Here is a 24,563-nt window from a genome sequence, read left to right as displayed (position 1 = left end):
AAAGATACTGGCAAAACGGGTTTGCAAAAAAGTATGGTTGCTGGAAAATCAGGTACCTTTTATAGTATTTAATAACTATTATTCAGATAAGATGGTGAAAAGAAAATATGTTATATAGACAGTTTGAAAAAGGTGAATGTCTTTATAGAAATCCTCTTTCAACCATAAAGGATATTGAGGATTGGAAACTAGAAGGTTCAGCTAAACGCAGCTTCGAGAATCAACGGTTAACGTTAGAAAATGAATTGGATCACGATATTTATGGGGACGATGCGCATTGGGTATTTTGGTGTCCAATACATTTTCCAGATAAGATTATCATAGAGTGGGAGTTTTTCCCTGTCAGGGAACCAGGACTTTGTATGATCTTTTTTGCAGCAGCCGGGAGAAATGGAGAGGATCTTTTTTTCTCTGATTTGCCTGTTCGGAACGGGAAATACCCTGAGTATCATTCAGGTGCTATTAATGCACTGCATTTATCCTATTTTAGACATAAGCATCCAGATGAACGGGCCTTTCGAACGTGTAATTTAAGAAAAAGTTATGGGTTTCACCTCGTTGCAGCTGGTGCAGACCCTTTGCCGCCGGTTGAAGATTCAATCCCGCCTTATCATATGAAACTCGTGAAATATGAGGGAGTTGTTCAGTTTACAATCAATGATTTAACAATATTGGAATGGGAAGATGATGGAGTCAGCTTTGGGCCAATCTATGGCGGAGGGAAAATCGGCATGAGGCAGATGGCCCCTATGAAAGCATCTTATTCAAATTTAACTGTACACCAAGCTATTTTAAAAGACTGATTAATACCTAGTGTTTTAGAAGTATGTTCATAGGAGGAGGCAGCGATGCAGATGAACGGAGCCATAGGTGGATTTTACAGGGTGTGTGATTGGCTCATGAAATTAGCCTATATCAATATTTTATGGATTGTATTTACGCTTTTGGGGTTAATAATTTTTGGTATATTTCCAGCAACAACTGCTATGTTTGTGATCATAAGGAAAACACTTATGGATAAAGATGAAATTCCAATCACAAAGACATTTTGGGAATCTTATAAAAGCGAATTTATTAAAAGTAATCTTTTAGGATTAGTTCTCATTATTTCAGGCTATATCTTATTTATTAATATTCATTTTTTAAGTAACAGTACAGGACTTATTAATCTATTGTATTATCCAACGCTTATGATTGCATTAGGCTTTATCTTAACATTATTTTATGTTTTCCCAACGTTTGTTCATTTTGAACTACGGATTCACGAAATCATTAAACATGCATTTCTTATCATGCTAATGAATCCGCTATCAACCATTTTGATGGTGATTGGAACGTTTGCCGTCTATCTGTTGATGACAACAATTCCTGGATTAATTCCATTGTTTAGTGCAAGTATTTTATCACTCGTTATCATGTGGGCATCCTTTTTTGCATTTTCTAAGATAAAGAGACAGCAAGATGCCGCAGCATAAATAAGATTTGGAGGGCCACTGACATTTTGTCGGTGGTTTTTTCTAAGAAATGCATGTTTACATACATAACTAAGGTGATTAGAAAATAATATTAATTTATGTTTAGAGGGGGGAGAGTATATGCAGAGTTTGCGGTGGGCTTGGAGCTATATCCGTAATTATAAAGTTAGGCTTTTTCTTGGCCTGTTACTGGCGCTAATTGTTTCCGCCCTAAATATGTTAAATCCTTATTTGGCAGGGAAAATAGTGGATGATGTTATGTATGGTCAGGAGAAAAAACTGCTATGGATTTTTCTGGGTTTAATGATAGGTACGACGATCATAAGAACTTCTGTCAGGTATGGATACCAAATCATGTTTGAAAAATTATCCCAGAACGTAATTTTTAAAATGAGGGAAAACCTTTATGATCGGCTCCTTAAATTAGATTTTAGCTATTATGACCGTACAAAAACAGGGGACATCATGGCACGTATGACGGGCGACATGGAAGCGATACGACATTTTACTGCATGGACGATTTATATGATATTTGAGAATGCGACGATTTTACTCTTTGCGGTTATCTTTATGTTTTCAATTCATCCGCCGCTAGCGTTAGCTATATTGGCGATTACACCGATTATTGGATTTTTTGCTTATCGCTTATCGAATGATGTGAAGCCGACCTTTACGGAAATAAGAAATCAATTCGCTAAACTAAATTCAGTCGTCCAAGAAAACATCAGCGGGAATCGAGTCGTAAAGGCTTTTGCAAAGGAAAGTTATGAGATTGATAAATTCACAGTAGAAAACAAAGCTTTTAAGGAAAAAAATCTTAACTCCGCAAAAGTTTGGGAAAAGTATTTGCCGATTCTAGACTCTCTTGCAGGTGTATTAACGGTTGTCATGATTTTGGCTGGCGGATTTATGGTGATTCGCGGTTCCCTTACGATGGGTGAGCTGGTGATGTTTAATTCATTAATTTGGGCCATCAATAACCCAATGAGAATGGCTGGATGGTTGATAAATGATGTACAAAGATTTATTGCATCTGCTGAAAAAGTGGAGGACCTTCTTCTTACAAACTCGCAAATTATCAATGGACAGGTAAAAAATAATATACCAGAGAGGATTGGAACGGTGGAATTTAACCATGTCTATTTTAGTTATGGAGAAGGCATGGTTCTAGAAGATATTGGCTTTAAAGCCAGTCCGGGCCAGACAATAGGCATTATTGGACCAACAGGGTCAGGAAAGTCGACATTAGTCAATTTACTCTGCCGTTTCTATGACACTACAAACGGTGAAATTAAAGTTTCGGGGGTCAATGTTAAGGATTGGGATATTCACAAATTAAGAGCAAATATGACGATGGTTATGCAGGATATCTTTTTATTCTCCGATACAATTGAAGGAAATATTGCCTATGGAAATCCTAATGCTTCACTGGAAATGGTCCATACTGCAGCAAAAATGGCGGAGGCACATGATTTTATCAACCAGATGCCTGAGGGATACGACACCATTGTTGGGGAAAGGGGAGTAGGATTGTCAGGCGGACAGAAACAAAGAATTGCTCTTGCTCGCGCATTAATGCAAGACCCAGCCATTCTTATCCTGGATGATACGACTTCTAGTGTGGATATGGAAACAGAAGAAAAAATTCAAAATACCTTAAAGCAAATCCAAGAGAACAAAACCTGTTTTATCATCGCGCATCGGATATCCTCTGTAAAAGACGCGGATATGATTTTAGTGATGGAAAATGGGCGAATCATTGAAAGAGGAAAACATGAAGAATTACTGGAACAAAGAGGCTACTATTATAACGTTTATCAAAACCAGTATGGGAATTTTGATATGCACTTAATGCAAGGAAGTGAGATCATTGGCACGAAATAAATTTAATATTGATGAAGAATTGGATACTCCTTTCAATTTGGTCCATTTGAAAAGACTGCTATTATATATTAAACCATATAAAAAGAAAATACTGCTGACAGTTTTAATTATGCTTATTGCCAGCGGTGCGAATCTCATTGGACCTTACTTAATTAAGCAGGCGATTGATGAGGAGATACCAAGTAAGGATATAGCCGGTCTTGCAGCCCTTTCCGGAATTTATTTAGGCGCTCTGATTATCACGGGTATTTGCATGAAGTTTAGAATTCGGATGATGTCAGAAATAGGTCATAGTATCATATTGAATATCCGCAAAGACTTATTCACACATCTGCAAAAACTGTCTTTTTCCTTTTTCGATAGCCGTCCGCATGGGAAAATATTAGTTCGGGTTGTGAATTATGTAAATTCTTTGAGTGACCTGTTATCTAACGGTTTAATTAACTTAATAACAGACTTATTCAGCCTTACGGTCATTATAGGATTTATGCTTGCGATTGACGTGAAACTAACACTATATGCGATGGCCGGTTTCCCTGTCCTGGCAGGAATTATATTCTTAATAAAAAATGCACAGCGGAAGGCTTGGCAAAATTTAAGCAATAAGGTATCCAATATGAATGCTTACGTACATGAAAGCATCAACGGAATGAAAGTTACGCAAGCATTTGTTCGTGAACAAGAGAACAGAAAAATCTTCCATGAGGTTTCGGATGGATACCGAGGTTCTTGGATTAAGGCTATTAAAATTCAATTCCTGCTATGGCCATCAATTGAAAATATTTCCGTCTTGACCGTTTCTTTTATTTATGTGATTGGAATTTCAATGATTGGTCAAGGGGTAACGGTCGGAGCAGTAATAGCATTTATCGGCTATATCTGGATGTTTTGGACACCGTTGGCGAATATTGGGAACTTCTACAATGCGATTATTAATGCGATGGCGTACTTAGAACGTATCTTTGAAATGATGGACGAAAAACCGTCGATAACCAGTGAATATAATGCAAAAGAACTTCCACTTATTAAAGGAAAGGTGGAGTTTGAAAACGTTGTTTTTGGATATGAAGGCAATGGGAAGAATTTAGATCAAGTGAATATTAAAGTGAATCCAGGTGAAACTATTGCGCTCGTGGGACCAACAGGAGCAGGAAAAACAACCATAGTCAGCTTGATTAGTCGTTTTTATGACGTCAACAGCGGAGAAGTTAAAATTGATGACATCAACATAAAGAGTGTGACACTATCATCTCTAAGAAAGCAAATGGGGATTATGCTTCAGGATTCATTTATTTTTTCCGGAAGTATTATGGATAATATCCGTTACGGCCGGCTGGACGCGACTGACGAGGAAGTAATGGAAGCAGCAAAAGCCGTTCAGGCACATCACTTTATTATTCAGTTAGAGAATGGATATCAAACAGAGGTGAATGAGAGAGGAACGATGCTTTCCAATGGCCAAAGGCAGCTCATTTCCTTCGCAAGAGCATTGCTGGCTGATCCTAAAATTCTTATTTTAGACGAGGCCACTTCATCCATCGATACTGAGACAGAACTAGCTTTGCAAAAGGCGCTCGAAATACTGCTTGCAGGCAGAACTTCTTTTATCATCGCACATAGGCTTTCTACCATTCAAAATGCGACAAGAATTTTATTCATTGACAAGGGAAGAATTCAAGAAGAAGGAACACATGAAGAATTAATCAGCCTGAGAGGTAAATACTGGAAACTATATACTTCGCACTACTCATCGCTTGACGTTGGATAATACACGTAAAGCCCTCCATAATACGAGGGCTTTTTTATATCTAAAAATTGTTTCAAGGGGATCCAAGCAGAGATTATTATCAAAAATCACTATGAAAGGAATGAAAAAAATGTTAAAATTTAATTAATTTTAGGGAAAAGTTTAGTAAAAAAGGTATTGTTTTTTACTGCAATCATTGACTACGCTTACACACTATTAAAATTCAACACAATTGGAGATTTTCTTATATGAAGAATGTACTTCATAGACTAAAGAAGCAGTATGACAATTTACAAATTAAATATAAACTTTTTCTACTCGTGTCTTGGATAATGGTTATTTCATTTTCATTTACATTTTTCGGATTACAGTATGCGTTTCATATCTATGATGAGCAAATTTATAGTAAATCCTCACAGGTATTAAGCACATCCTCTAATAGTATCGAGAGCGAATTGAAGGATTTGGAGGACTTATCTTATAATATTTTGACAGATCCGCAAATTCAACAGTATTTATCTACAATCAGAGAAGAAACAACTGAATATGATAAGTTTCGTCAAAGTACGAACATGTTGGATAAACTCCTAAGCTACGCAAACAAGGAAGAGTACATCCAATCAATTAGTATTGTTGACACAACTGGAGAAGAATACGCTGCAGGACCTAAGACTACTAAACTCACTCAACAGCAAAAGACGGATATTACCAGGATGGCAAAAAGTGCTAATGGCAGTAACGTTTGGTTAAATCCCGAGGAAAATGATTTTATTTTTGCTACAGCAAGAGAAATAAGACAATTTAAGAACTTAAGTTTTGACCATTTAGGTACGATTATCATCAATCTTAATATGGAAAAACTTGTAGGGAATTTACTAGATGGATCCAGAAAAATTGATGGTGAGTTTTTAATTGTCAGCGAAAATAATCTGATTTTTCCGAAAGAAGTAAATCCAACTTTTAAAGAAGCTGCAATTTCACTAGAATCGCAAACGATAAAGTCAGGCTATCAAATAGAGAAAATAGATAATAAAAACTATTTTCTTGTTCATATTAAATCAAATTATTTTGATTGGGGTTATTTAAATGTTATTCCCTTTAATCAAATCTTTGAAAATATCTATAAAGTTAAGACATTCTTAATTGTCATATTTATCCTGATGTTTGTAGGCGTAACGTTCTTAGGCATCCGTTTTGCAAGGAACATTACGATGCCCTTGGAGAATCTTGTAGCTGGTATGCAGTATGTAAAAGTCGGTGATTTTAAGGAAGCTAAGAAGAAAGCACTTGATACATCGATTATGCAGGATGATGAGGTTGGTAAACTTCAGCAGAACTTCCAGACCATGATTCAACAGATTGATGAACTTATCCATGAAAACTATTCAAAGCAGCTTACAATTAAAGAGACAGAGTTTAAAGCGCTTCAAGCTCAAATCAATCCGCATTTTTTATACAATACCTTAGAATCTATCAATTGGCTGGCAAAAGGCAATGGGCAAGCTCAAATTTCCAAAATGGTGGAATCACTTGGGTTTTTGCTCCGTAATTCTATTAGTTTAAAGCAGCCACTGATAACGATTGAGGACGAGCTTAATATAGTAAAAAATTATGTGGTGATTCAGAAGTACCGTTTTGAAGAACGATTGGATTTTCACTTACATGTTGATTCAGATATAGCTGGGTTCTATATTCCTAAGTTGACTTTACAGCCGCTAGTGGAAAATGCCATACATTATGCCCTGGAACCTAAGATTGACCCATGTAAAATTAGTGTTTATTCCATTGTAAATAAAGATAGTATGAAACTCATTGTAGAAGATGATGGACCTGGTATGGAGTCTGCCTTTATAGAAAAGTTAAAAAAAGGTGAAGTGAAAACTAGAGGACAAGGGGTAGGCTTATCGAACATTGATGAGAGGATTAAACTATCCTATGGAGAAAGTTATGGAGTTAAAATTGAAAGCGAACCCAATAAAGGAACGAAAGTAATCATTGTTTTACCTTTTGATAAGGGGGAGAAACATGTATAAGGTATTATTAGTAGATGATGAGAGAATCATTACCGAAGGAATGGCAAAGGTCATTAATTGGGAATCGATAGGGACCCATTTAATTGGAACCGCGAGAAATGGGATAGAAGCCTTCAGCATAATTGAGCAAGAGAAGCCAGATATCGTTATTAGTGATATCAAAATGCCAGGTATGAATGGTCTTGAGCTGGTCGCAAAGGTTCATAGTGTTTTTCCTGAGATACGATTTGTTTTGTTATCAGGCTTTAGTGAATTTGATTACGCAAAACAGGCAATGCAATACGGAGTGAAGCATTATTTATTAAAGCCTTGTAATGAGAATACGATTATGGACGCCATTTCCGAGATTTGTGAGGATTTTAAACAACAACAAACACGGGAACAGTTTATCCAGAAGATGAAAGGAACACTTGAAAGTGTTTTGCCATATGCAAAAGAACAGCTTCTTAAAGAGTTTATAATTAATCATTACGAAAATAAGGACCTAGAACATTATCAAAAGCTTTTTAATATAGACTTAAATACTCCAAGTGTTAGGCTTGTATTATTTCAACTCGAGGGGAAATTTGAATTTGAGCACATGTTTGCAATTAAGAATATTGCGGAAGAGGTTTTAGATTCGTATATTCTCAGTTGTACAGTAGGTGAAACAATTTTATTTTTACTAGATGATTATTGTCACTATCATAAACTTCATGCTCAAATTGAAAAAATAAAAACAACATTTTACCAGTATTACCAAATCGACTCTACAGTCGCCATAAGTGATACAGGGAAAATTAGTAATGCGAATAAATTATATAATGAAGCACTTGATTGTCTTACCTACCGTTTTTATTTAGGTGAAGGCGGCATCATTACCAAGAAAGATATCGACTATCAGAATCCTTCAGACGCATTAGAATTCTATTATGATGACCAAACCTTTTGTCGATTAGTGAAGTCAGGTTCCTGGAAAGACGTAGATAAGGAAGTAATAAACTTTTTTAATCAGTTAAGAGATTTAAGGCTTGATATTAATAGCACAAAGTCTTATGTCATCCAATTATTTAATGCCATGATACGATTATGTGAACCGAAAGAAATGAATAGGTACTTAACAAAGCTAGCGCAGCTCCTAGAAATCGACACGATTCAAAATTTGAAAGCGTTTTTTGAAAGCGTTGCCCGAGAAATTACTCTTTCATTCTTTGACCAAAATAATAATAAACATTCAACGATTATCAATAAAGTGATTGAGACGATTCATGCGTATATTGGTAATCAAAACCTATCTTTACATTGGGTTGCTAACGAGATGTTATATATGAATGCAGATTATCTTGGGAAGCTTTTTAAGAAAGAAACAGGTGAAAAGTTTTCAAATTATATTACTAGATTAAGAATTGAATTAGCCATTAGTCTAATTGAAAAGGAAAACGATGTAAAAGTATTCGAAATAGCTGAGAAAATTGGGTATGGTGAAAATCCTCAATATTTTAGTCAGGTATTTAAAAAACATACGGGTTATACTCCATCAGAATATAAAAGAGAATCCTTGCAAGGGTTGTAAAAATTCAAAAAGGGGAAAAAAACGATGAAAAAACTATTGTTTTCAACTTTATCCCTCGTAATGGTACTTTTCGCTGGTGGGTGTGGGAAAATTGACATTATAAATTCCGTTGAGAGTAATAGTAAAGAGGAAATTACCTTAAAAATTGCCTGGTGGGGCGAAAAACCGCGACATGATTACACCTTGGAAGTTATAAAATTGTTTGAGGAAAAATATCCACATATTCATATTAATCCATTATATGCAAATTGGGATGACTATTGGAAACGGTTAGCCCCAATGGCAGCCGCTAATCAACTTCCTGACATTGTCCAAATGGATTTGCTTTATCTTAGACCGTACAGTGATAATGATTTGCTGGAGAATTTAACTCCCTTTATTGAACAAAATGTAATTGAGACGGAATCAATTAGTGACAGTATCCTTTCTGGTGGTAAAATTGACAAAAACTTGTTTGGATTACCATTAGGAATAAATGCACCCGCAATTATTATAGATCGTAATTTACTAACCCAAGCGGTGGATCGTTTTCCAAGTACTAATTGGTCATGGGACGATTTTGAAGAAATGGTCTTACAAGTTCATAGGGAAAAAGGAATTTATGGAACAAACGGAATGAAATCACCTGATGTATTCTTTTCGTATTACCTGCGGACGAATGGAAAGAGCTTATATAATAAAAATGGAACAGGATTAGGGTATGAAGATGATCAGTTGTTTATTGATTATTTCGAAATGCAATTAAGAATGTTGGAAAAAGGTGCCTTCCCAAGACCAGATGTTACAGAAAATATTAATAGAATTGAAGATGAGTTGATTGTGACGGGGCAGTCACCATTGCAATGGGTTTATTCCAACCAATACTTCGGCTATTTGGAAGCGGCAAACAGACAACTTGAACTTGTTCCGCCCCCTGGCCCTGGTCAAGAGTTAGGACTTACGGTAAAGCCTAGTATGCTTTTTTCAGTGTCAAAAAGTTCTAAGAATAAAGAGGCAGCTGCTTTATTTATTAATTTCTTTGTAAATGATATTCAGGCAAATAAATTAATAGAAGGAGAAAGAGGGGTTCCTATTTCTTCAAAGGTAATAGAGACAATAGAAGAAGATTTATCAGAAAATCATAAAAAGGTCTTTGATTACGTCAATAAAGTTAAAAATACTAGTAAAATTGTAGAAAAGGCTGACCCCTTTGGAAGTATGGAGGTAGTTAAGAAATTACAGGATGTTTCAGAACAAATTTTGTTTAAAAAAATTACCCCGAATGAAGGGGCACAAATATTTAGAAGTGAAGCAAATAGAATTCTTTCAGAACAAAACTAATCAAATAGAAACTCCCATGGACCAGCAATCACTTGCTTATTTCATGGGAGTTTTTCTGTTTAATGTGAAATGTCTGATTTTTAAACAAACAAAGCGGAATATTGGATTCAGGCAAATTGGGTCTGAGCTTTATAATAATAAATGTAAACACTTACATAAAAGTGTGATAAAAAGTAGGGGGAGATTAAATGAAAAAGATCTTAATTTTACTGTTCTCATTTGTTTTAGTATTTTCATTAGCAGCATGCAGCGGCAGCAGTTCAACGAGCAGCGATAAAAGTGATTCAAAAGATGAAAAGAAAGATGAAAAAGTAACACTTCGAATTGCATGGTGGGGCTCGCAGCCAAGACATGACTATACACTAGAAATCATTAAAATGTATGAAGAAAAAAATCCTAATGTAAAAATCGAAGCAGAATATGCAGCATGGGATGACTACTGGAAGAAGCTAGCTCCACAAGCAGCAGCAAATGAACTTCCGGATATTATCCAAATGGATTTATCATACTTCTCACAGTATGCTCAAAATAATCAAATTGCTGATTTAACTCCGTATTTGGATAAACAAATCAATACAAAAGATATTGCTGAAAACATCATCAATGGCGGTAAACTTGGCGACAAGCTATATGGAATTAACGCTGGTGTAAACGTTGTTGGTTTCCATCATGATCCAGCAGTACTTAAAAAAGCTGGTGTAGATTCAATTCCTGAAAATTGGACTTGGGATGATTACAAAGAAATCGCAGCAAAAGCAAAAGCTGCTGGTGTATTTATGGATACAGGTATGAAAGCGGATGTATTCTTCAATTACTTCCTAAGAACACAAGGAAAATCACTATATAGCAAAGACGGTGCTTCTCTAGGTTATAAGGATGACAAATTGTTCGAAGAATTCTTCAACATGACATCTGGATTAGTAAAGGATAAAGCAGTTCCAACACCTGACTTCTTAGCACAGTTGAAAGGGATTGAAGATGATCCAGTTGTTACTCAAAACGCAATTGGTATCTGGCAATGGTCTAACCAGTTTGTAGGTATACAACAAGTTGCGAATCGTGAACTAGCGATTGCTCCAATGCCAGGTCCTGACAGTGATAAAGGTTTATATTTGAAGCCAAGTATGTTCTGGTCTGTTGGTAACAACTCTGATCATAAGGAAGAAGCTGCTAAATTTATTGACTTTATGATTAATGATATCGAAGCGAATAAATTAAACCTTGGTGACCGTGGTGTTCCAGGATCATCAGTTGTAAAAGAAGCACTAAAGCCACTATTATCTCCTGCACAAGTTCAAGTATTTGATTATGTAGATTGGGCTGAAGGAAATAGCTCAGAATTCGACGGTCCAGACCCAGTTGGTGCTGGAGAAGTAATTGAAACCCTTGACAGTTTAGCTGAACAAATGGCTTATGGAAATCTATCAGTGAAAGATGCGGCAAAACAGTTTAGACAACAAGCTGAAAGCGTCTTAGCACAAAACAAAAAATAATTTCCACTTCGATAGCTGGTCGTAATTAAGATCAGCTATCGTCCTTTCATCTTAGGGAATGAATCCAAAGAATAAGGAGATGAAGAAATGAGTACACCCACGATAAAGGAAAACCTAAGAGCAGATATCGGAATAACACCTGTTAGCAAACGAAGACGTGCCATCAAGGAAAACTTAACAGGATATGCGTTTATCAGTCCATTTATCATTGGATTTCTTGCTTTTACACTAATACCTATAATAGCGTCTTTATATTTATCATTTACAAACTATAATCTATTTGCGGCACCACAGTGGATTGGCCTTGATAACTACATAAAAATGTTTACATCAGACCCGCGCTTACTTCAATCATTAAAAGTTACTCTCATTTATGTGCTTGCAGGGGTTCCATTAAGACTTGCATTTGCATTATTAATTGCAGTGATTTTAAATACAACTTCAAGAGCAGTTGGTTTATATCGCTCATTGTTCTATTTACCTTCACTAATCGGCGGCAGTGTTGCTGTTGCAATTATGTGGCGTAATGTTTTTGGAGACTTAGGTATTGTCAATATTTTATTAGATTTACTCGGACTCCCAATCGTAAAATGGTTTGGTAATCCGACAGCAGCATTATGGATGCTGATCTTCTTGTCAGTATGGCAATTTGGTTCCTCAATGCTGATCTTCTTAGCAGGATTAAAAGGTATTCCAAGAAGTTATTATGAAGCAGCCAGTGTTGACGGAGCAAATGGATTTCAGCAATTCTTCAAAATTACTCTTCCAATGCTTAGCCCAGTTATTCTTTTCAATACGGTTATGCAAACAATTGCTGCCTTTATGACTTTCGTACCAGCGTTTATTATCTCTAAAGGTACGGGTGGTCCGTTAGATGGAACTCTGCTTTATTCACTATACCTATTCATTCAAGGTTTTGAGTTCTTTAATATGGGTTATGCTTCAGCAATGGCTTGGATCATGCTTATTATCGTAGGTATTTTAACAGTCATTATCTTTACTACATCTAAATATTGGGTTCACTATGAATCGGAAGGAGGCAAATAACAATGACATCAAAGTTAAAATCACCAAGATGGTGGATATATCATATACTAGTCGGCGGTTTCGCGATTTTAATGCTATATCCAGTTATTTGGCTCGTGATGAGCTCATTTAAACCAAGTGATACAATCTTTATCACGGCTAAATCACTGATTCCGGAAACATGGATTTGGACGAATTTTGTAGATGGCTGGCAAGGGATTGGCGGTAATTCATTTGGTGTTTTTATCAAAAATACAGCCATACTGGTAGTAATTACGTTAATCGGACAGGTAATATCATCGGCATTCATTGCCTTCGGTTTTGCACGTTTAGAGTTTAAAGGAAAAGCAATTTGGTTTGGGATCATGATGCTTACCTTAATGCTTCCACATGATGTATTAATGGTACCGCAATATATTATTTTCTCTAAACTTGGATGGCTTAATTCTATTAAACCGCTAGCTATACCAGCATACTTTGGACATCCATTCTTTATTTTCCTTTTGGTTCAGTTTATACGGACCATTCCAAGGGAACTGGATGAAGCGGCGATTATTGATGGCTGCGGCACCTTCAAGATTTTCTCGAAGATCATCTTGCCATTAATTAAACCATCTTTAGCAACAGCTGCCATTTTCTCATTCTATTGGACTTGGGAATCCCTACTAGGGCCAGTACTATATCTAAATAGCCCTACAAAGTATACCGTTTCAATGGCTCTAAATATGTTCTTAAGTAATGAAACAGTATCTAACTGGGGTGCCATGTTTGCGATGTCGGTTGTTACCTTGATTCCTGTATTCGTGATCTTCTTTCTATTCCAACGTCATGTTGTCGAAGGTATCAGTACGAGTGGCTTAAAAGGGTAACATGTTACAGAAAACATTATATTTATAACTTTGCCACTTCTGACCATAAAGCGAGGTGGCAAAGATACACTATTTGAAAAAAATAGGGTACAAGGTTTAAGGAGGATTACAAATGGACACTTCTGGATTTATGGAAAGTTTAAATAAATTGCTTGAGTGGATTTCAAGACTAGCATTCTTAAATTTATTATGGATCTCATTTTCACTTCTAGGTCTCGTCATCTTTGGATTTTTTCCTGCAACGGTGGCAATGTTTGCAGTTGCTCGGAAATGGATGCTAGGCAACGATGAAATGTCTATTTTTAAGACTTTTTGGACTGCATATAAGCAGGAGTTCTTGAAGAGTAATATTTTAGGGTTACTGATTTCGGTTATTGGTATTATTTTGTATATTGATTTCAAGTTCGTCCAATTGGCTGATAATAGTTTTGCTTCAATTCTATATGTTCCATTTTTCATCATCACATTCATTTTTATTTCCATGCTGTTTTATATCATACCCATTTTTGTACACTATGATATGAAACTAAGTCAGGTAATTAAAAATTCCTTCTTTGTAATGATAATGAATCCACTTTCGACCTTCTATATGCTGATTGGCAGCTTTGGAATCTGTTTTGTACTTTCCTATGCTCCCCCAATTTGCTTATTATATAGTGGAAATCTATTAGCCTTATTTATTATGAAACCCGCAACTACTGCTTTTGAAAAAATAAATCAAAAATCAAAGTTAATACTAAATTAAATTATAATGAAGGGAGAGATAGTGGAGGGGATTCCTATCTCTCCCTTTCATCATTATATTTCTTAGAGGAGGAAAAACCGTAAATGAAAATTGGATTCATTGGTACCGGCTGGTTTGCAAATAAACATGCAAGTATTTTAGGAGAAATGAACGGTATAGAGGTATCGGCTTTTGTTGGAACTAGTTTAGAAAAAGCGGAGACTGAGGCTAGAAAATGGTCCAATGCTAAGGGGTACACAAACGTTGAAGAGATGCTCGATAAACAAAAACTTGACGCAGTTTATATATGTGTACCGCCTATGGCACATGGAGCCATTGAAAAAGCATTGCTAGAAAGGAGAATTCCTTTTTTTGTAGAGAAACCGCTGGGCATAAATGATGAGCCATTTGAAATTGCAAGAAATATAGTAGAACAGGGCCTTATAACATCTGTAGGATATCACTGGCGTTATATGGACATTTCTAAAAAAGCTCAAGCTTTGCTGCAGGAGCGCCAGGCTGGTATGGCCCTTGGTTATTGGATGGGGAGTATGCCGATGGTTCACTGGTGGAGAGACGTAAGTAAGTCAGGAGGACAATTTATTGAGCAGACTACTCACATTGTCGACCTATTACGTTTTCTAATCGGTGAAGTGAAAGAAGTCTATTCTGCCTATAGCAGCAGAGTGATGGAAAGCAAGGTTGAGGGGACTACGGTTTCTGATGTAGGAAGCGTAATTTTAAAGCTGAATAATGGCATCGTCGCAAATATCTCAAATACGTGTATTCTCCCTGAATCACACAAGGCGGGGCTGGAAATTTATACGAATGAAGGGGTAATGGAAATCACTTCTAATCTATTAAGAGACAATCGAGGTAAAGAGCTAAACGAATATCGGAATCAATTAGATCCTTACAAAGTTGAAAATGAAATCTTCCTGAACGCAGTCAAAACAGGGGATGCATCCCATATTTTATCAACCTATAGTGATGCTGTAAAAACACATGCGATAACTCTGGCAGCTGCACAATCTGCCTTGACGGGATTACCAGTCAGCTTGGAGGTGGAGGAATAATGGTTATGGGGGAAGGGCAAGGTGTGAATGCAAGAGGAAAAATTGCATTATGGGACAATGTAAAACTAGAAGAGAATGAATATAATACGGATTGTCCAAGTATTGAACCCTTTTTGCTTGAAGGGGATGGACCGTATCCCGTTATGATAATCGCTCCTGGGGGTGGTTACGCTCGGCGTGCAGAGCATGAGGCATACCCAGTAGCACAGTGGCTAAATTCGATTGGCATTTCTGCGATTGTCCTTCATTATCGAGTAGCTCCGTTTAGTCATCCTATTCCGTTAGTTGATGCCCAGAGAGCAATTCGTATGGTAAGGTATCATGCATCTGAGTGGAAATTAGATCAAGATCGTATTGGAATCCTTGGTTTTTCGGCAGGCGGTCATCTAGCTTCAACCGCCGGCACCCACTTTGACCTAGGAAATAGGCAGGCAGAAGATCACATTGAGCGGATTAGCAGTCGTCCTGATGTTATGGTCCTTTGTTATCCAGTCATCACTATGGGGGAATATACCCATGAAGGAAGCAGAATCAATTTATTAGGTGAAGTTCCAAGTTCAAAAATGATCCAATTACTATCGAATGAATCTCAGATTACAAAGGATACACCACCGACTTTTCTATGGCATACAGCTGATGACGCAGCAGTTCCAGTAGAAAATAGTTTGCTATTTGCCTCAGAGTTAAGCAGACATAAGATTCCTTTTGAGCTTCATGTATTTGAAAGCGGCCGGCATGGATTAGGGATGGCAGAGGATCATCCTGAAGCAAAAGCTTGGCCAGAGCTCTGTGAGGCATGGTTAAGGAAGAGGGGGTTTTAGTTCATTGAACATACCAAATGCTCCTCTGTTTCGGGACCCAATTTATGATGGCGCCGCCGATCCTGTGATTATTTGGAATACTGTATCGAAAGAATGGTGGCTGATTTATACAAATCGACGAGCTGCTGTCGAATGCCAAAAAAATGCCTGGGTTCACGGAACAGATCTCGGGATTGCCTCCTCATCGGACGGAGGAAAAAGTTGGACGTATCGCGGGGTGATAGAAGGTCTTGATTTTGAACGGGGAAGGAACACATTCTGGGCTCCAGAAATCATTTGGAACGATGGCCTCTATCATATGTACGTTAGTTATATTCAAGGAGTTCCAACTGACTGGAGTGGTCATAAGAGGAAGATTATTCACTATACAAGTACCAATTTATGGGGTTGGACCTATGAATCTGAATTAAAGTTAAGCTCCGATTATGTGATTGATGCTGGCCTTCATAAACTACCAAATGGTAAGTGGAGGATGTGGTATAAAGATGAAGCTAATCATTCTCATACCTATGCAGCAGATAGCCCTGATTTATTTCATTGGGAAGTTGTTGGTCCTGTCATTACCGGATTTCCTCATGAAGGCCCGAATGTATTCTATTGGAAGAATTCTTATTGGATGATTATTGATCAATGGTCAGGCCTTGGTGTCTATCAGTCTAGCGATGGTGAGGAGTGGATAAGGAACGGGATCATATTAAATGAAAGCGGTACACGTGAGGATGATGGAACAATCGGTATGCACGCCGATGTCCATGTGAACGGAGATAATGCTTACATCTTTTATTTTACCCATCCTGAAAGATTTGAAGGTGTGGAACCTTCCTATAAAACGAGAAGATCATCAATCCAGGCAGCTAAATTGGAGTTAGTAGATGGTACCCTTGTCTGTAATCGAAATTCTCCATTTGACTTATTTTTATAGATAGGAGAGAAAAATGCTTACTAATAATGACATTCGTATTCGTGATCCTTTCATTCTTAAAGATGAAAAGGGTGGATGCTACTACCTTTATGGAACGACAGACCAGAATGTTTGGGAGGGTCAGGGAGTAGGATTTGATGCCTACAGGAGCAGCGACCTAGAAAATTGGGAAGGACCGTTTCCAGTCTTTCGCCCAGCTGATGACTTTTGGGCTGATCACCACTTCTGGGCACCTGAGGTTTATGTTTATCAAAATCAATTTTATATGTTTGCCAGCTTCAAAGCAGAAGGTGTTTGCCGAGGTACCCAAATCCTAGTTTCCGAAAGTCCATTAGGTCCATTTTATCCGGTGTCTAAACATCCCATTACCCCAAGTGATTGGGAATGTCTTGATGGTACATTGTTTATGGATGAGGAGAACAAGCCTTGGATTGTTTTTTGCCGCGAATGGCTTCAGGTTCAGGACGGTGAGATGTGGGCGCAGCGGTTATCGTCTGATTTAATAAATGTTATTGGAGAACCAGAACTCCTATTTAAAGCATCAGAAGCAGATTGGACGGTTCCTGTTAGAGGGCAGAACGATTATATTACAGATGGGCCATACCTATATCGAACTCAGAACAGGGAATTGCAAATGCTGTGGTCAAGCAGGAGTCAGCATGGTTACGCTGTCGGGATAGCCCGGTCTGCCACAGGCACAATCCTTGGTCCATGGATTCAAGTTACTAAGCCTTTAATTGACGAAGACGGCGGTCATGCCATGCTTTTTCGAACCTTTAGCGGTGAATTAAAGCTGGCGATCCATTCCCCGAATAAGTCACCATATGAGCGGCCAGTTTTTTTAGCAGTAGTAGAGGAAAATAATAGCTTGGTAGTGATGAGGTAGAAGTTTCAAACCGATGATTGTACCTGAAAATCTATTGTTTTCCGAATTGGGTAACAATCAGGGTACGATTGTGCCCGAAAAACACAAAGAATAGGAATTTGGGTAACAATCAGGTCGGGATTGTGCCTGAAAAACTCATAGAATAGGAATTTGGGTAACAATCAGGGGACGATTGTGCCCGAAAAACTCATAGAATAGAAATTGGGTAACAATCAGGTCGGGATTGTACCCGAAAAACTCAAAAACTAAAAAATTGGTAACTATCAAGGTACTAAATTCTGAATAGGGGAGGAAAAAACATGTTTGATATCCAAATGTTTAAAAATCCTCCGGCTTCTTTTCGTATCCATCCTTTTTGGTTTTGGAATGGAGACATGGAAGACCATGAAATTGCCCGTCAAATACAAGAAATGGCGGATAAGGGTGTGGGAGGATTTTTTATTTGTCCAAGGCAAGGCCTAAAAGTGCCTTATTTATCACAAGAATGGTTTGAAAAAGTGAAGTTTGCTGTGGACAAAGCTAAAAACGTAAACATGGATGTTTGGTTATACGATGAATATCCATACCCAAGCGGAATCGCTGGCGGTGAGGTGACACTTCTTCATCCTGACGCCAAACACTATACATTGGTGCATAAAAGTGAAACTCTGCAAAGTAACCAAACCTGCAGATTAGAGCTGCCCTGGGGGCGTGTTTTGTCAGCTAAAGCTGTTCCGGTTGAGCAGGAAACCGGAAGTAAACGCTGGAATGCAGCAATTAATATAGAAAAATATATTGGTAATTATCAGTCTGACCCGGTATTTCAAAAAGTAGGGTTAACAACATACAATCAAAAAAGATTTTTTACATACAACACGAAAAAAATACTTAACTGGACAGCTCCTGAAGGGAATTGGGAGATTCATTGTTTTCTAGAAGAAGAAATCGATGATTTTAAATATTACGGAACCTTTGTTGACCCTTGTAATGCGGAGGCTATAAGAACGTTTATCGAATTAACACATGAACGCTATGCAGAAAACTTGGGCGAAGAATTTGGAAAAACAGTTAAAGGGATATTTACAGATGAAACGGGACTGCTGGGGAGAATTCCCTGGTCGCCACAATTACCGGACTTTTTCCAACAGCTAAATGGCTATGATTTAAGGGATCACCTTCATACATTAGTGGAACCTGAAGGAGAGGATACCTCTAAGGTCCGATACGATTATTTTCAATCTATCCATCTCTTATTACGGGAGTCCTATCATAAGCAAGTACATGATTGGTGTGAAGAGCAGGGAATTCAGTATGTGGCCGAAGTGCCATCCGTTCGGATGTCTAACCAGATATATAGTCATATCCCCGGCGGTGACAGCGCCCATGAAAAACTTGGCCGATCATTGGAATGGATTCTTACCCGTTACATGACCAGTTTTCGGGCAAATCCGAAAATGGTTAGCTCATTAGCAAACCAATTGGGGAGAGAGAGGGCATTAATTGAAAGCTTCCACAGTGTAGGGTGGTCGATGACCCTGCAGGATGCAAAGTGGATGCTCGACAGACTGGCAGCTTTTGGAATCAATTTTTTTAATTTTCATGCTTTTTTCTATACGCTGGATGGGCTGACAAAACATGATGCGCCGCCGTCTCAATTTTTTCAAAATCCATACTGGCAGCACTTTCGGCAGCTTGGAGATTATACGGGCAGGCTTGGCTATGTGATGAGCTCTGGAGTTCCAGTTCGTAACATTGCATTGCTTGATCCAACAACCAGCTTATGGACACAAATGGGTAATCCGTTTCATGGCTTTCACTACATCGGTCAAACTGAGTCAGAAAAGGAAAAACTTAACCGATTAAAGCAAGATTGGTCTGATATCTCAAAACAGCTGATCCTGCATCATAAAGGGTATGACCATTTTGACCCAGAAATCCTTTGTGAAGCAGAAGTACCAGATGGAAAAATAAACATAGGTCACGCAAGGTATTCAGTTCTAATCCTTCCGCCAATTTCTAATATTGAAACTGCTGCATGGGGAAAAATCAAATTGTTTCTCAAGCAAGGTGGTGTGGTGATTGCGAATAAATTGCTTCCATATGAAGGTATTGACGGACACTCCATTGAACAAGAGATTCTAGAAACATTTGGACTGTCTGAATCAACTCATTCAGGATATTGGAATGGTCAAAATACTAAACGAGATTCCTATCATAAAGGTAAGCAGAATGCTTATTTCATCCCTTCCGGAAAAACAGAAATTTTGCTCCATTTATTAAACAAGCACTTAATTGATGAAATACATTTTGAATGCAGAAGTGAACATAAAAGTTTCTTAACTGAAAAACGCAAGATTTCCGATGATTCTACCTTGATGTTTATCAGTAATCAGGAAGAGGGAGAACATCAAACAAGTCTGACGGTAGCTTATCCTTGTGATTTTCTTAAACTTGATTTGGATACTGGGGAAGTGGAGCTTCTCGCTTCATCCTATGACGATACAAAATGGATACTAGATTTAGAATTTGAATCCTATCAAAGCTGTCTCATTCAGATTAACCGTAAGGATGTAACAGAGGCAGTTGAGAAAACAAAAGAGCCATGGGTTTGGAAGGTTAATTCTCAAGATAATTGGGAAATGAAGGCGCTTCAGGCTAATACGCTCCGGTTTGATCATTTTGAACTTGGATTACATTCGGAGCAGAATAGTACTCACACTATGGTTCAGGCTAAAACGTTTATTGATCAATGTTCTGATTTGATGAATGAACAAACAATGCCAATCCAATTCCAGCAGCTGTTTGGTACACCAATGAAACTGACTATGAATTATCCAATATCCTGTACGTATCAAAGAAAGTTTATGGTTGAACAAATGCCTGTGAACTGTTGCTTATTGATGGATAAGGGAGCTATTTCCGGTCAATATCAAATCTTTCTTAATGAGCACAAGGTGGAGACCTTTCAACACCACTTCATTTATGACAATAGTAATCTTATAAGTGACATTTTGCCTTATTTAAAAAAAGGAGAAAACATCCTGCGTATTGAAGTAAATGTTGAGCACGATTGGGATGGTGTTGTTGATGCACTATATCTATCGGGGGATTTTGGGGTCATGTTTAACGAGGAGCAGCATCCTATTCTGACCTGTACATCAACCATTTCCTCCTTACATCAAGGGCCATACACTACTTATCCCTACTATGCAGGGACGATGATATTTACTCGAAAAATCCATTTAGACAGTGTTCCGAAAGAGGAGTGTTTCGAATTATTTTTCAATGATTGGGATAAACATTTTCATGATTGTATGGAAGTTTTGGTTAACGGTCATGTGCTGGGTGTTAAAGCGTGGACACCGTATAAATGGCAGGGTAAGTCACAGATTCTTCATTCCGGAGAAAACGTAGTGGAGGTAAGAATAACCAACACGCTAATAGGACTTTTAGAAGGAATGTATTTTGACTATGAGGAACATAAACTACGTGCGGTTACTGACATAGGGTAGTTTAAGGGTACCTATATTTTTAGATTGAGAGGGATAGCTATGCCTAAAGTTTTGATGACTTTCCCGGAAGGAAAACATAAAGTGTTAACCATGAGTTACGACGATGGCAGGGCAGCGGACAGAAGATTAGTAAGTATTTTCAACCAAAATGGAATTAAGGGTTCATTTCATGTTAATTCGGGGTTATTAGGGTTTGAAGATCGTATCCCTGAAGAGGAAGCAGTGCAGCTGTACGAAGGACATGAAATCTCAACACATACGGTAACACATCCAACCATTGCCAGGTCACCGAAAGAACAACTTATCGAGGAAATCATTGAAGACCGAAAAAGCCTGGAAAAGATTTCAGGATATACTGTAAGAGGATTGTCTTATCCGAATGGTTCCTATAATTCATTAATAAAAGAAATGCTTCCATATCTGGGAATCGAATATGCTAGAACTGTTCATAGTACAGGGAACTTTTCGATCCCCGATGATTTCCTAGAATGGAATCCAACCTGCCACCATAACCGAAATTTAATGAAACTTGCCGAGGATTTTGCCGGCCTTCATAAAAAGCAATACTTGTACATGATGTATGTCTGGGGGCATAGTTATGAGTTTGACAATGATCAAAACTGGGATTTAATTGAAAACTTTTGTGAGTTTATCGGAAATCGAAATGATATTTGGTATGCAGCGAATATAGAAATCGTAGACTATGTTAAAGCTTTCCAAAACCTGAAATTCTCGGCTGACAGCTCTTTTGTATATAATCCAACGGCGATATCGGTTTGGCTTAGTGTAGACAATGATATTGTCGAGGTAAAAGCAGGTAAGCAAATTGATTTAATTAATAAAAAATTTTAGGAGTCATTTCCTTATGAACAAAGTTATTATTAACACTGATATTACACTTGTTGCCAGTTCACTTTGGGATCATAATAACCGTCACACACAGGCTAAAGGTTTACGTGAAATGAAGATGGACCCCAAATTTTTTCAGATTTCTAATAGTAACATTCCCCAAATGAATAACAAAAAACCGATTGGTAGTCATTACCTTTCGGTTTTTTTCTTGTAGAAATAGAGTTTATTTCCATCAATATTATTTGAAAAACAATCAAAAATAAGAAGGCAAAAAACATTTTTGCAAGGGGGTAATCAAATTGATAAAAAAACCTTTAGGTTTACTATTAACAGGTGTTTTGACATTCGGTCTAGCAGCATGTAATAACAATAATGATGCAGCCGACGAAGTGCGTACAAGCAGGGCTGATCGAGACAATACCATTTTGAATGTCGGTAATGGCAGAGATGACGGAATCGACCATAACGGTCCGCTCACCGAAGATTACACCAATAGAGATAACAACGATCCGGATTGGGATCGTAATGGAAACAATCGGAACAACAATGACGATTATATTACCAATGTAAATAATGATCGTACAAACACACGAAACAACAGAACGAGAAATGTAAATAACAACCGTGCAAACGATCGACACATGAACACCAACAATGTAAATAACAATCGTTTGAACGACGGGGACATGAATACCAACAATGTTAATTACAATCGGTTACATGATAATAACCAGGGTGTAAATCGAACTACAAGGAACAACAACAATAACAACGATATGAATGATATGCTTAATATCTCAGCGGATCGTACATCATTGGATAGTAAAAATTACCCTCATACAAAAGCGATATTGATCCAACATGCGCAGTATAGATATATTCCATTTGGATCTGTGCAATGGTATCAATTTGGAGGGAATCAGCAAGGTCAGGCTCCGGCTCAGCAGCAAAAGCCGACTAACCAGGGACCAACACAACAAGCACCAGCAGCACCAGCGCCAGCGCCAACTGCGCCAGCGCCAAAACCAGCAGCACCTTCGCCGGCAGCGCCAGCACCGAAACCAGCGGCACCTGCGCCGGCAGCACCAGCACCGAAACCAGCAGCGCCAGCACCAGCTACTGGTGATGTTGGTCAATTTGTCCAACAAGTTATAGATTTAACGAATGCACAAAGAAGCAAAAATGGATTACCTGCCTTAAAAGCCGATTCACAATTAAGTAGTGTTGCACAAAAGAAATCTGTTGATATGGCTCAAAATAATTATTTCTCACATACAAGTCCAACCTACGGTTCTCCATTTGACATGATGAGGGACTTTGGCGTGACGTATAAATCTGCGGGGGAAAATATTGCTCAAGGACAACGGACACCACAAGAAGTCGTAACTGCATGGATGAACAGTGAAGGGCACAGAAAGAACATCTTAAGTGCAAACTTTACTCATATTGGAGTAGGTTACGAAAAGTCTGGTAACCACTGGACACAAATGTTTATCGGTAAATAGTGTGCCAATTAGGAAGGAATCTGAAAATGATTCCTTCCTTTTTTGAAAGCTCTGTTAAAACTGCGTTTGGAAATAAGCGGAGAATTTCCGTTTAAATTGGGAAATCCCCATATTTCCTTAAAAATAGGCGGAGTTTTTCCGCTTATTGTATCCAAAATCTTGGAATATGTCTTATTTATAGCAGTTAACCGGAATATCTCCGCTTATAGCTGCTTCTTAAGGTCTCTCTATAAACAATAGCCGGAAATACTCCGCCTATGAATTCTCACCCTTACACGAAAATCAACAATGAAAAGAAATACATTGAATTTGAAACTGAACGATTATATTAAAGACTATATTCTAATAATTATTTGGAATTTGTCTTGAGGCATGTGAAGAGGACTAAACGCAAAACATAGTAAAGGGTTGATGGTTGACCCTGCAGTTCACAAAAAATGTTCTACTAATAGGAGGTTTTACGAATGCAAACAAGCCAACACTCTCTTACACATATCCAACAAGCACGTCAGTTAGCGCAACAATTAATTCAGCAAACACAAATGGCAAACCAACAATACCAGCAAATGCTTCAAAATGAGCAGCACAACGCGCAAGTGCTTGAACAGATGGTTCAAAAAGAACGTTTGGCAGTACAGACCATTCAGCAAAGCCTCCAAGGACACGAATTGGCCATTCAAAGATGCCAGGAAGTAATCGCTCAGTGTAATCAATTAGAAAGAGAATTGACTGGGCAGCAGGTTCAGGGGACCAACGGATTTCAACATCAGACGTTTGTAAATCCAGCGTTCCAATCGACTCCTGTTCAAAGTTTTCAAAGCCAGACTTTTCGTCAATAACTATACCTAGAAGATGTTTACGTTTTTACAGGCTGTCGAGAATAACTC

Annotated in this window: 19 protein-coding genes and 1 pseudogene; all 20 read left to right on the top strand. The window is 37.8% G+C overall.

Annotated features, from left to right (window positions below):
• The first annotated feature begins 107 nt into the window (after positions 1–107).
• The 20 genes and pseudogenes from H0184_RS00990 (at position 108) to H0184_RS00895 (ending at position 24,515) form a co-directional block, all read left to right on the top strand.
• Positions 108–803, top strand: a complete 696-nt coding sequence (locus tag H0184_RS00990) for a DUF1961 family protein (protein WP_221819909.1) — start codon at positions 108–110, stop codon at positions 801–803.
• Between the two features lie 45 nt (positions 804–848).
• On the top strand, positions 849–1,475 hold the full coding sequence (locus H0184_RS00985; RefSeq protein WP_221819907.1) for a YesL family protein: 627 nt from the start codon (positions 849–851) through the stop codon (positions 1,473–1,475).
• Positions 1,476–1,595: 120 nt separating this feature from the next.
• A complete protein-coding gene (locus H0184_RS00980; protein WP_221819904.1) occupies positions 1,596–3,359 on the top strand; it encodes an ABC transporter ATP-binding protein in 1,764 nt (587 codons plus the stop codon).
• Entirely contained in the window at positions 3,346–5,127 is a 1,782-nt protein-coding gene (locus H0184_RS00975) for an ABC transporter ATP-binding protein (RefSeq protein ID WP_221819903.1), read from the top strand. Before H0184_RS00980 ends, H0184_RS00975 begins: the two co-directional genes overlap by 14 nt.
• Before the next feature lie 227 nt (positions 5,128–5,354).
• Positions 5,355–7,139: a cache domain-containing sensor histidine kinase gene (locus tag H0184_RS00970; protein ID WP_221819902.1), complete on the top strand. Its 1,785-nt coding sequence runs from the start codon at positions 5,355–5,357 to the stop codon at positions 7,137–7,139.
• Positions 7,132–8,691 (top strand): response regulator transcription factor, encoded by a 1,560-nt coding sequence (locus H0184_RS00965; protein WP_221819901.1) that lies wholly within the window; start codon positions 7,132–7,134, stop codon positions 8,689–8,691. Before H0184_RS00970 ends, H0184_RS00965 begins: the two co-directional genes overlap by 8 nt.
• Positions 8,692–8,715: 24 nt before the next feature.
• Positions 8,716–10,011 (top strand): ABC transporter substrate-binding protein, encoded by a 1,296-nt coding sequence (locus tag H0184_RS00960; RefSeq protein ID WP_221819899.1) that lies wholly within the window; start codon positions 8,716–8,718, stop codon positions 10,009–10,011.
• Between the two features lie 188 nt (positions 10,012–10,199).
• Positions 10,200–11,504 (top strand): ABC transporter substrate-binding protein, encoded by a 1,305-nt coding sequence (locus tag H0184_RS00955; protein ID WP_221819897.1) that lies wholly within the window; start codon positions 10,200–10,202, stop codon positions 11,502–11,504.
• A gap of 87 nt (positions 11,505–11,591) precedes the next feature.
• Positions 11,592–12,551 (top strand): carbohydrate ABC transporter permease, encoded by a 960-nt coding sequence (locus H0184_RS00950; protein ID WP_221819895.1) that lies wholly within the window; start codon positions 11,592–11,594, stop codon positions 12,549–12,551.
• A gap of 2 nt (positions 12,552–12,553) precedes the next feature.
• The gene (locus tag H0184_RS00945) at positions 12,554–13,399 is read left to right on the top strand and encodes a carbohydrate ABC transporter permease (RefSeq protein WP_221819893.1); all 846 of its coding nucleotides are present in this window, start codon (positions 12,554–12,556) and stop codon (positions 13,397–13,399) included.
• A 112-nt stretch (positions 13,400–13,511) separates the two neighbouring features.
• Positions 13,512–14,144 carry a YesL family protein gene (locus tag H0184_RS00940; RefSeq protein ID WP_221819891.1) on the top strand — a complete coding sequence of 211 codons (633 nt, stop codon included), beginning with the start codon at positions 13,512–13,514 and terminating at the stop codon, positions 14,142–14,144.
• An 83-nt stretch (positions 14,145–14,227) separates the two neighbouring features.
• Entirely contained in the window at positions 14,228–15,199 is a 972-nt protein-coding gene (locus H0184_RS00935) for a Gfo/Idh/MocA family protein (RefSeq protein WP_221819890.1), read from the top strand.
• Positions 15,199–16,020 carry an alpha/beta hydrolase gene (locus H0184_RS00930; RefSeq protein WP_260631369.1) on the top strand — a complete coding sequence of 274 codons (822 nt, stop codon included), beginning with the start codon at positions 15,199–15,201 and terminating at the stop codon, positions 16,018–16,020. Before H0184_RS00935 ends, H0184_RS00930 begins: the two co-directional genes overlap by 1 nt.
• Before the next feature lie 4 nt (positions 16,021–16,024).
• The gene (locus H0184_RS00925) at positions 16,025–16,942 is read left to right on the top strand and encodes a glycoside hydrolase family protein (RefSeq protein WP_260631368.1); all 918 of its coding nucleotides are present in this window, start codon (positions 16,025–16,027) and stop codon (positions 16,940–16,942) included.
• A 13-nt stretch (positions 16,943–16,955) separates the two neighbouring features.
• Positions 16,956–17,828, top strand: a complete 873-nt coding sequence (locus tag H0184_RS00920) for a glycoside hydrolase family 43 protein (protein ID WP_221819889.1) — start codon at positions 16,956–16,958, stop codon at positions 17,826–17,828.
• A gap of 299 nt (positions 17,829–18,127) precedes the next feature.
• Positions 18,128–21,319, top strand: a complete 3,192-nt coding sequence (locus tag H0184_RS00915) for a glycosyl hydrolase (protein WP_221819888.1) — start codon at positions 18,128–18,130, stop codon at positions 21,317–21,319.
• 39 nt (positions 21,320–21,358) lie between these two features.
• Entirely contained in the window at positions 21,359–22,171 is an 813-nt protein-coding gene (locus tag H0184_RS00910) for a polysaccharide deacetylase family protein (protein ID WP_221819887.1), read from the top strand.
• Positions 22,172–22,184: 13 nt separating this feature from the next.
• Complete coding sequence (locus H0184_RS00905; protein ID WP_221819886.1) at positions 22,185–22,385, top strand: hypothetical protein; 201 nt, start codon at positions 22,185–22,187, stop codon at positions 22,383–22,385.
• A 919-nt stretch (positions 22,386–23,304) separates the two neighbouring features.
• A pseudogene (locus tag H0184_RS28160) lies at positions 23,305–23,676 on the top strand (CAP domain-containing protein); the annotation flags it as partial.
• A gap of 464 nt (positions 23,677–24,140) precedes the next feature.
• Positions 24,141–24,515 (top strand): hypothetical protein, encoded by a 375-nt coding sequence (locus H0184_RS00895; protein WP_221819884.1) that lies wholly within the window; start codon positions 24,141–24,143, stop codon positions 24,513–24,515.
• Positions 24,516–24,563: the final 48 nt, after the last annotated feature.

The sequence above is a fragment of the Neobacillus niacini genome, from assembly GCF_019749295.1.
In the GTDB taxonomy this organism is placed as follows: Bacteria; Bacillota; Bacilli; order Bacillales; family Cytobacillaceae; genus Neobacillus; species Neobacillus niacini_D.
The sequence above is the reverse complement of the archived record's forward strand: the minus strand, read 5'-3'. Positions and strand labels throughout refer to the sequence as shown.